This is a genomic window from Candidatus Cryosericum odellii (genome assembly GCF_003570935.1).
GTDB lineage: Bacteria > Caldisericota > Caldisericia > Cryosericales > Cryosericaceae > Cryosericum > Cryosericum odellii.
In genome coordinates, this window is record NZ_QXIU01000102.1 from 1 (window position 1) to 8,934 (window position 8,934).

Consider the following 8,934-nt stretch of genomic DNA (forward strand, 5'->3'; position numbering starts at 1 on the left):
GCGTTCGTCACGCAGTTCAGCTATGTGAATAGTGTCCTGCTGAGTCTTGTCGAGTTCTCGGTAGCACTTGGCGTGTTCAATCTCCTTCCTATCCCCCCGCTCGATGGTTCCAAGGTCTTTTTCGCACTCTTCTTCAAGAGGCCGGAGCGGTTTCTGTACGACCGTGCGGTGGACCTGTACGGGACCGTCATCCTGCTGGCCCTTCTCTGGTTTAACATCATCACCAGTGTGATGAACAAGGTCCTTGGCTTTATTTTGAATACCGTCCTGAGGCTGTGAGGTGCCCATGAAAAAACGTATTCTGAGTGGCATGCGTCCAACTGGCAAGCTCCACCTTGGTCACTATCTGGGCGTACTGGCGAATTACGTGAAGTTGCAGGACGAGTATGACTGCTACTTCATGGTCGCGGACATGCACGCGCTGACCACCAAGTGGAACGAGAGTGGTTCGATTCGTGAGTACCGGCGTGAGATGGCCCTCGACTGGCTGGGGGCGGGACTTGACCCGCAGAAATCCGCCATCTTCTGCCAGTCCGACGTGCCGGAGCATGCCTATCTGTTCACGCTCCTGGCGATGATCACGCCCGTATCGTGGGTCGAGCGCAACCCGACCGTCAAAGAGATGATCCGGGATATGGACCTCAAGGACAACGTGAACCTTGGCCTGTTGAGTTATCCTGTCCTGATGGCCGCCGATATCATGGTCTACCGCGCGGAAGTAGTGCCAGTTGGCAAGGACCAGGTCCCACACCTTGAATTTGCCCGTGAACTGGCGCGCGCCTTCAACCATACGTATCACGTCAACCTCTTCCCAGAGCCTCAGCCTATCCTTAACGAGTTTCAGCGGTTGTCGGGCCTCGACGGACGCAGGATGAGCAAGTCTCTTGGCAACGACATCGTAGTCTCCGATCCGCCGGAAGTGACGGCGAAGCGCATGATGACGGCCTACACAGACCCCTTGAAGGTACGCAAGGATGACCCTGGTCACCCAGAAGCCGGCTGTGTCATCTACCAGTATCACAAGCTGCTTCAGCCGGACACCGCGCCAGAAGCAAAGACTCAATGTGAACAGGGGTGTCTAGGCTGCGTCGCCCACAAACGCTCTGTCGCAGCGATGGTCTCGGAGCGGCTGGTCGGGTTCCAGGAGCGACGGGCCGCCTTTGCCGCCGATCCTCAGTCGGTTGACCGCATTCTGGTCGAAGGCCGGGAGAAGGCCTCGGTGGTCGCCGCCGAGACTGTGCGGATGGTCAGGGAGGCCATGGGGATCTGAATGTGGCGGGACTGACGGATTCCGTGAACAACCTGAGACTCCTTGGGCGGGCCGGGCGGGCCGACGTTGCCGACGTCGTCGTCGAGCGCCTGGTGGACTTCTGCAGCATGACCATTCGGCGCGACGCCGGGGTCGAGGAGCACGCCGAGCTCGTCTACATGCTGGCTGATCTTCTTAAGCTGAAGAGCGAGTTCGTCCTGTTCGGGCACGCAGCCGCGCAGGAGAAATCGTTGCAGGAAGGCATCAGAGCGCTGGACGAGGCGGGGTTGTACGCCAGGCCTATTCTCGAGGTCCTTCAGGAAGTCAATGCGGGCAGAGCTCCGTACAAGAGACCTAATGTGAGGACCACTCTCCCTCCAGCGGAGGAGCAGACAGGTGACGAGGTGTCGGACGCTCTTCTTGAGGCACTTGCCCGCATTGTTGAACGCATCGCAGCGCGCAAGCCCACCAAGAGCGAGGACCAGCGACCGGTCTATCTGAGTCTTCAACAGGTCATGCGGGAGCTTCGCGAGCTACTGCAGGAGAGAGGAACTATGCTGTTTGAGGATATCTTCGACTCATCCGATTCCCGAGAGCGTGTGGTATTGAGTTTTCTCGCGATCCTCATCCTGACCAAGATGGGAGTGCTGCACATTGCTCAGCAGAGCCGGTTCGAGGGTATTGCCGTTGAGTACGTGGGAAAACCGAATGACTGAGCGCACAGAAAGTCAGGAATTCATTACGGGACTGGAGCTTCAGGCTGCGAAGCAGCGACTCGAGGCCATCCTGTTTGCGGCTGAGGGTCCCGTGGGTGTCCGCTATCTGGCGCGCCGGGCGGGACAGAGTTGCCAGGCGACCCGGCGTCTCCTGGAGAGTCTCCAAGCTGACTACGCCAATCGTGGCGTCCGTCTCGTTCAGGACGGCCAGAAGTACTGCTTCTCGGTTCCAGACAAGCTCACGCCTGAACCGGCTCAACCCAGACCCAAGGTCGGCCTCTCCAGACAGGCCATGGAGGTCCTCGCTCTCATCATTACCAAGGGGGCGCTGGCACGCAAGGAAATTCTGCAGCTTCGCGGAGTCACGAGCGACAAAGCTCTGGTGTCGCTCCTTGAACGGAAGCTCCTGACGACAAAACGGGACTATCTGAAGAAGGTTCTCGTGTATGACCTCTCGGAGGAACTGCTGGAGCGGTGGGGATTTGCGTCCCGCGAGGAGCTGCTCCAGGAAATCGAATCACGACGCCGAGGCTTGTAAGAACTGCTCTTCTGCCACTGCCAGCTCCTCGAACAGCTCCTCCCGTCGTACCTGCAGCTCGTGGATATGCACCGACAGTGACGCGATATCTGTTCCCTGCATGGCAGGCCCTTCTTCCTGCAGTCTCCGTATGAGATCAGCCTGTTCCTGTTCTATCTCGCCAATCTGGCGCTCGAGAAGCCGTACGTGGGCTTCAAGGCCCATGAGCCTGTTGTGTGACGTCCGTGTGGGTCTGGTGTTGTCCTGAGCAGCTGCATGACCAGAGGACGCAGTCCTGCCGGCACGGTCGTTGAACAGGTCCTGCCGATTTGCCGAGTAATTTCCCTCCAGCACCGAGACATTGCTGTGTTCGATGAGGATAATGCGGTCGGCGACCGCATCGATGAATGTCCGGTCGTGTGATACGAACAGGACTGTTCCATTGAACGCTCGGAGCGTCGAAGCGAGTGACTCTCGTGTCTGGATGTCCAGGAAGTTCGTCGGCTCGTCCAGGATGATCATGTTGGCCGTTTCGGTAGACAGCAAAGCCAGCAGCAGGCGCTGTTTCTCTCCGCTGCTCATCGCCCCGGTCTGCTGGTCCATCTGATCAGCAGTAAAACCGAAACTGCCCAATAGCGCCTTGACCTCCGAGACGATCATCTGCGGACGCCGCGCCGTGATCCACTCCATGGCAGTTTCTTTCTCGAAGAGCGTGTAGTTCTGAGGGAAGAAGGAGTACCGCACGCTTGGTCCCCAGTAGATGTCACCATCGTCGGGGACGATCTGCCCCATCGCTATGCCCAGCAGTGTCGACTTCCCCGCCCCGTTGCGGCCAAGGATAGCCACATGCTGACGAGAGAGGATCGTGACGTTTGCCTTGCTGAGAATCGCTCGATCACCGTACGACTTGCTAACGTGCTCGAGGCGCAGCGCGATCTCTCCACTCTCTCCTGTGTTGCGCAGCCGCACGTGGACGCGTTTGCGCGTGGAGGCAGGTTCAGTCTGGACCTTCAGCTTCAGACGCTCCATGGCTTTCTCGCGCGAGGCAGCCTGACTTGCGCGCGTCCCATACCTGTACTTCTCGACGTACTGCCGCATGCGTTCGATCTCCCGTTTGATCTCCACATCATGCTGGGCGCGGTCGGCGGCTTCGGCATCCCTGACCCGGACATAGTCGGTATACCCTCCGTTGAACAGGCGCAGTGTCCCGTTCTCAATGACAAGGAGCTTGTTGCACACCTGGTCCAGAAACCAGACGTCGTGCGATGCTACCAGGAGCGTTGCCTGCAGCCCCTTGAGCTGGCGTTCGAGCCACTGCACGGCTGGAATGTCCAGGTAGTTGGTGGGCTCATCCAGCAGCCAGATGTTCTGGGTGTCGCTGACCAGCCGCGACAGACGCAGTCGAGAGATCTCTCCGGCGCTCATCGTCCCCGCAAGGCGGTCAAGATCTTCTGTGGCAAACCCGAGGCTGGAGAGCGCCTTGTTCATGTTGACGATGTAGTCGTAGCCCCCCTCTGCCTCGAACTGTTCGGTCTGCCGGGCGAGTTCGGCGAGGTAGTCATCGGTCTCAGCGGCAGTAGACAGAAGGCGTTCCAGCTCGCGGATCCGTGTATCCTGAGCGCGGAGGTGCTCAAAAGGCTCAGCAACAATCTGCCGGGCAGTACGCGCGGGGTCCACGGGGACAGCATCGATGAAGCAGGAACTGTCCCTACCAGTGATCTGGACCGTCCCGTCGTACTCGTCATCTGCGCCTGCCAGAATACGGAGGAGTGTTGTCTTGCCGCTTCCGTTTGGGCCGACGATGCCGACCTTGTCTCCGGCACCAATGGTACAGTGCTGAGACCGGAAGAGGAGGCGATCGCCGTACATCTTTTCAAGGTTTTCCAGTATAAGTGGCATGTTGTCGGAGACATCCTATCAATTTACAGGTTGCCCATTTCGCGTATCATAATTCGCGGCAGGGGACGAGTCTTAGAATTTATTATAGCAGCGAAACTGCAGGAGCACCACCATGTCTATTACGATCAGTACCCCGGAGGAACCATGAAAACGACAGTGACAATAGAGCGACTCATCTCCCAGCCGGTCTCAGTGAAGGGATCCTTTCCCCTGTCAGTCGCCAAGCTCAAAGAATTCGTCAACGTGGCCTGGAGTATCCCCTTCTACAGTACTGCCGAGTCGCACAAAGTCATGCCCATCCTGGCTGCGGAGATGAATGACCTGAACCCCGACCGCAACTGGTGGAAGAAGAAGTTCCCCGGCGCCAACCCCTTTTTCCATCATTGTTCATTCCTGCAGTACTACGTGGCCCATAAGAATGGTGAGCCCGTCGGACGCATCGCAGCCTTCATCGACCGTTCCTATAGCGAACGCACAGTTCAGGGTGAGATTGGGTGGATCGGGTTGTTCGAGTCATTCGACGATGACGAGGTCGCCGCTGCACTGCTTGACGCAGCCACTCAGGATCTGCAGCAGACCGGCACCGTTAAGATCATCGGCCCGGCACGGTTCAACGCCAACGGTGAGGCTGGTCTTCTTGTTGATGGATTTGACAAACACCCCATGGTCATGGAGCCCTATCAACCTCCATACTACACGCACTTTCTGGAACAGTGGGGAGTCAAGGAAAACGACTGGTATGCCTTTCGCATGACGCACGAGAGTGCTTCTGCTTACATGGAGCGCCTGGGTGACATGCGAAGCCGCGGGCAGGACCTCGAGCAACGGCTGGCACGCCAAGGGGTTGCTGTCAGATCCGTCAAGATCAGCGATTGGGCAAATGAGATCGCTCGAGTGAAGACCATCTATAACGTCGCGTGGGACACCAGCGTCCACCCACAGTTTGAACTTTTCTCCGAAGAGGAGTTCGACTATCTCGCGAGCGGATTGAAAATGATTGCCATCGAGGACTTGGTCTTTGTGGTCGAAGATATGACGAAACCGGATCATCCTGTCATCGGCATGGCTGTAACGCTGCCCGATCTCAACGAGGTGATCGAAGAATATGATCGGCTTCACACGGCGTACGTCCCCAGCACCCACATCTATGGGCTGTCGGACATCCGGCGCGACCTGGGAATTTTCAGGTTGCTCAGGGATCGCGTTAAACACCGGCAATTCACACAATGCCGCGTCTTTGTCCTTGGGACAACACGCAAGAAGAATGGTATCGATGCCATGTTGTATGAGAAGACGTATCTTGCGACCATCAAGATGGGGGTTCAACTCGCGTCAGGGTCGCAGATTGCCGATACCAATCCCGATATATACATCCCTCTATCGCATATGGGCAAAGCCGACATCACATGGAGGGTCTACCGTCATACGTAGGTTCAGCAATCTCGTGTCAGATGCTGAGACATTGTGTCATCATAGAGAATGCGGTGGTGCGCCAGAGCGATTCCAGTTGGAACCTCTTGCTCGCAGAGTTGTCGAGACTCAGCAAGATTGCTGAGCAATCCGCGAACGATAGCGATCACGAGTCCTCAAGCACTGCAACACCGGCACAGTGGAAGAGATAGCACTATCCACGATCAGGGGAATGTCGTCCGTGTGTCCACTACCCGAGTGTCTGGAACCAATACTCTACTATGGTAGTAGTCTCTCTCGAATATGGGACCCATGCTTGTCAAACAGGAGTTCCTGGGACCTCGGCCGTCAGAATGCAGACGTCCCGGACTTCCTGAGGCGTTCGGTAGCGTCCTCAGCTTCGGCAAAGCAGCTCCTGGACCTTCCCCACCAGCTCGCCCAAGGTATACGGTTTGCCCAGGAACCCCTGGACACTGTGCTCCGCGAGCATCTGATTGACGGCGTCGTTGGAGGTGTACCCGGAGTTCAGCAGGATGGAGACCGTGGAGTTCAGGGCCCGGATGGCCTGCACGATTTCGTCAGTGGTCATGCCCGGCATGGTCATGTCCAGCAGGATGATCCTGATGTCCGTCGGGTGCTCGCGCAGGGCGTTCAGGGCAGATGCTCCGTCCGGTGCCGTCAGGACCGTATATCCGCTCCTGCTCAGGAGAGCCTGTGCGACCGCACACACGATTGGCTCGTCTTCGACCACCAGGATCATTCCCCTGCATGTGTTCTCAGAGAGGGGACTGGGAGTCAAAGACTTCGTGCCTTCTTCCAGGCAGCGGGGGAGGTAGATGTCGAAGGTTGCCCCGACGCCTTCAGCGGATACTGCCGTGATCCATCCACCGGCCTGCTTGACGGCACCGTAGACGATCGAGAGGCCCAGCCCCGTGCCGGAACCTATTGGCTTCGTCGTGTAGAATGGTTCAAAGAGATGCTGCATGACCTCCGAAGACATCCCGGGGCCCGTGTCTGTGACGCTCAGGTGGACAAATTCTCCTGTCCGCGCAAAAGGATGGGTCTGGACGTACTTCTCCCCCACAACCTCGTTGCTTGTGCGTATCGTCAGTATTCCTTTGCCCTTCATGGCATCGCGTGCGTTCACCGCGAGGTTGAGGAGGATCTGCGTCATCTGCGACTGGTCCACCAGGACGTTCCATGCCGTCTGCTCATAGTCACGGACGATCTCCATGGTGGCTGGCAGTGACTGTTTCAGCAGTGCCAGGGTCGCGTCGAGCGCGGTCGTGATATTCATGGACACCGGCAGGACCATGGCGCTGCGGCCGAATGTAAGGAGTCCTTTTGTCAGGTCGGCGGCCTGACGGGCAGCGGTCTCGGCTGCATTCAGGTTTTCCAACAGCGGGTCGGCAGCAGGCAGACCCCCGCGTATCAGGGCGATGTTGCCCAGGATGCCGGTCAGCAGGTTGTTGAAGTCGTGGGCGACGCCACCTGCTAATTGGCCGATGGCCTCCATCTTCTGGGACTGTCGGAGTTGATCTTCGGCCTGCTTGCGCTCGGTGATGTCACGGTAGATGCCGTAACCCGCCTCCAGCTTCCCTGCGACAAGAATAGGCGCACCGATGAGGGATACATCAACGAGGGTGCCGTCCTTCCTGCGCCGCACTGTTTCCAGAAGAGTTTTCTCCCCTTGGTTGGTGGACCTTGTGATCGCTCTGGCTTCTTCCTGGCGGGTGGGAGGTGCCACCAGGTCGTCGAGACATTGTCCGACGGCTTCATCAAGCTCATAGCCAAACATGCGCACGAACTCGGCGTTGACCCGCAAGACCTTGCCTTGGGTATCGGTGATCGCGATGCCTTCCGGGGCTGACTCCACCAATCGGTCGAAAAATGCTCGTTCCCGCTGAATCTCTTCTTCCGCCCGCTTGCGCTCGGTGATGTCTCTGACGACATGTACCAACCCGATGCACTGGTGGTGAGTGTCAAACCTTGGTATAGCCCGGATTTCCAGATACTTGTTCAGGTGAGGTTCAAAGAGTTCATAGGAGCTCGGTTGCTCGGTCACGAGACTTCTGCAACTGGGACATCCTTCCGGTGGCTTTTCCGTGCCATGGTAACACATGAAGCATTTCGCCTTCGTGATGAGATTGCCCAGGAGAGGCAGTCCCAGCATCTGACGCGCACTGCTGTTCGCACGGATAATATCGTAATTCTTGTCATGAATGGTTACCGCATCGGTCAGGCTGTCGAAGGTGCTTTCCCAGTCGTCTCTTGCCTGCAGGAGCGCCTCCTCTGCCTGCTTGCGCTCGGTGACATCCTGTACCGTGGAAATCATCAGATTCTGGTCAGGCAACGGGATATTGACGGCGGTGACGACCCTGCGCTCGCCGGCGTGCGTTGTGATCGGGATGTCCTCCCAGCTCATCCGCGCGGTCTCTCCGGTCGCCATGTCTGCCATAATACGTTCGCGCATCTTCTCGCGGAACACCGGATCCAGATACACTTTCTCAAAGTAGTCACTGACACATTGCATGCTGTCCGGTTCCACCCCGTAGATCTTCTCGAAATTGCGGCTCACAAACACCCGTTGCCCGTCGGATATTGTGTTGACGGCGAATCCAATCGGTGCGTTTTCCAGCAGACTTTCGACAAACAGATTCCGTTTCTTCAGATCCTCCTCCGCCTGCTTGCGCTCGGTGATGTCGCTGATCACAACGCGTGATACGGCCGGTCCAGCGGCATTCTGTACTGAGGTGGCCTGCAACCGTACCCAGAATGCCGTGCCGTCCTTCTTCACCATCCGCAGTTCGCAGCCATGCGGCTCACCGGTCTCAAAGAGCTGTTTGTTGAGAAAGTAGCAGGTGTCCTGGTCTTCTCTGAGGACGAACCGTGAGAAGGGCTGCTTGATGAGGTCGTTGCGGGTCACGCCCAGCAGGGTGGCGGTGGTGAGGTTGGCCTCCAGGAGCAGCCCCTGCTCGCTGATGGTGACGTAACCCACCGGTGCCAGGTCATAGAGGTCAAAATAGCGTGCCCGCCCGGTGTCCAGTTCCACCTGAGCCTGGCGCAATTCCTCGTTCTGCATCTCCAGCTCGATCTGATGCACCTGCAGTTCGTGGAGCATGTGCTGTGTTTCTTCGGGCGAC

Annotated in this window: 7 protein-coding genes; 5 read left to right on the forward strand and 2 right to left on the reverse strand. The window is 57.7% G+C overall.

All coding sequences use genetic code 11. The annotated features are described in order from the left end of the window. The 4 genes from SMC5_RS04060 to scpB form a co-directional block, all read left to right on the forward strand. The coding region (locus tag SMC5_RS04060; RefSeq protein ID WP_207799050.1) for a site-2 protease family protein at positions 1-279 on the forward strand (279 nt) is incomplete at its 5' end. 7 nt (positions 280-286) lie between these two features. Further along, on the forward strand, positions 287-1,270 hold the full coding sequence (trpS, locus tag SMC5_RS04065) for a tryptophan--tRNA ligase (protein WP_119119703.1): 984 nt from the start codon (positions 287-289) through the stop codon (positions 1,268-1,270). A gap of 23 nt (positions 1,271-1,293) precedes the next feature. After that, complete coding sequence (locus SMC5_RS04070; protein ID WP_165848966.1) at positions 1,294-1,965, forward strand: segregation/condensation protein A; 672 nt, start codon at positions 1,294-1,296, stop codon at positions 1,963-1,965. Next, positions 1,958-2,503 carry an SMC-Scp complex subunit ScpB gene (gene scpB, locus SMC5_RS04075; protein WP_119119705.1) on the forward strand — a complete coding sequence of 182 codons (546 nt, stop codon included), beginning with the start codon at positions 1,958-1,960 and terminating at the stop codon, positions 2,501-2,503. The genes SMC5_RS04070 and scpB overlap by 8 nt, the downstream gene beginning before the upstream one ends. Here the strand turns inward: scpB and abc-f are convergent. Further along, complete coding sequence (abc-f, locus tag SMC5_RS04080; RefSeq protein ID WP_119119706.1) at positions 2,483-4,381, reverse strand: ribosomal protection-like ABC-F family protein; 1,899 nt, start codon at positions 4,379-4,381, stop codon at positions 2,483-2,485. The two genes, scpB and abc-f, sit on opposite strands and share 21 nt — an antisense overlap. Before the next feature lie 144 nt (positions 4,382-4,525). Between abc-f and SMC5_RS04085 the strand changes: the two genes are divergently transcribed. Then, positions 4,526-5,812 carry a hypothetical protein gene (locus SMC5_RS04085; protein WP_119119707.1) on the forward strand — a complete coding sequence of 429 codons (1,287 nt, stop codon included), beginning with the start codon at positions 4,526-4,528 and terminating at the stop codon, positions 5,810-5,812. 373 nt (positions 5,813-6,185) lie between these two features. On the opposite strand, the gene SMC5_RS04090 is transcribed toward SMC5_RS04085, so the two are convergent. Then, a partial coding sequence (locus SMC5_RS04090; protein ID WP_133299159.1) for a PAS domain-containing hybrid sensor histidine kinase/response regulator occupies positions 6,186-8,934 on the reverse strand: 2,749 nt, incomplete at its 5' end.

What these genes read in the sequence shown, in the direction of transcription:
- abc-f (WP_119119706.1), bottom strand. Translation starts at nt 4,381, where the DNA reads ATGCCACTTATACTGGAAAACCTTGAAAAGATGTACGGCGATCGCCTC.
- SMC5_RS04085 (WP_119119707.1), top strand. Translation starts at nt 4,526, where the DNA reads ATGAAAACGACAGTGACAATAGAGCGACTCATCTCCCAGCCGGTCTCA.
- trpS (WP_119119703.1), top strand. Translation starts at nt 287, where the DNA reads ATGAAAAAACGTATTCTGAGTGGCATGCGTCCAACTGGCAAGCTCCAC.
- scpB (WP_119119705.1), top strand. Translation starts at nt 1,958, where the DNA reads ATGACTGAGCGCACAGAAAGTCAGGAATTCATTACGGGACTGGAGCTT.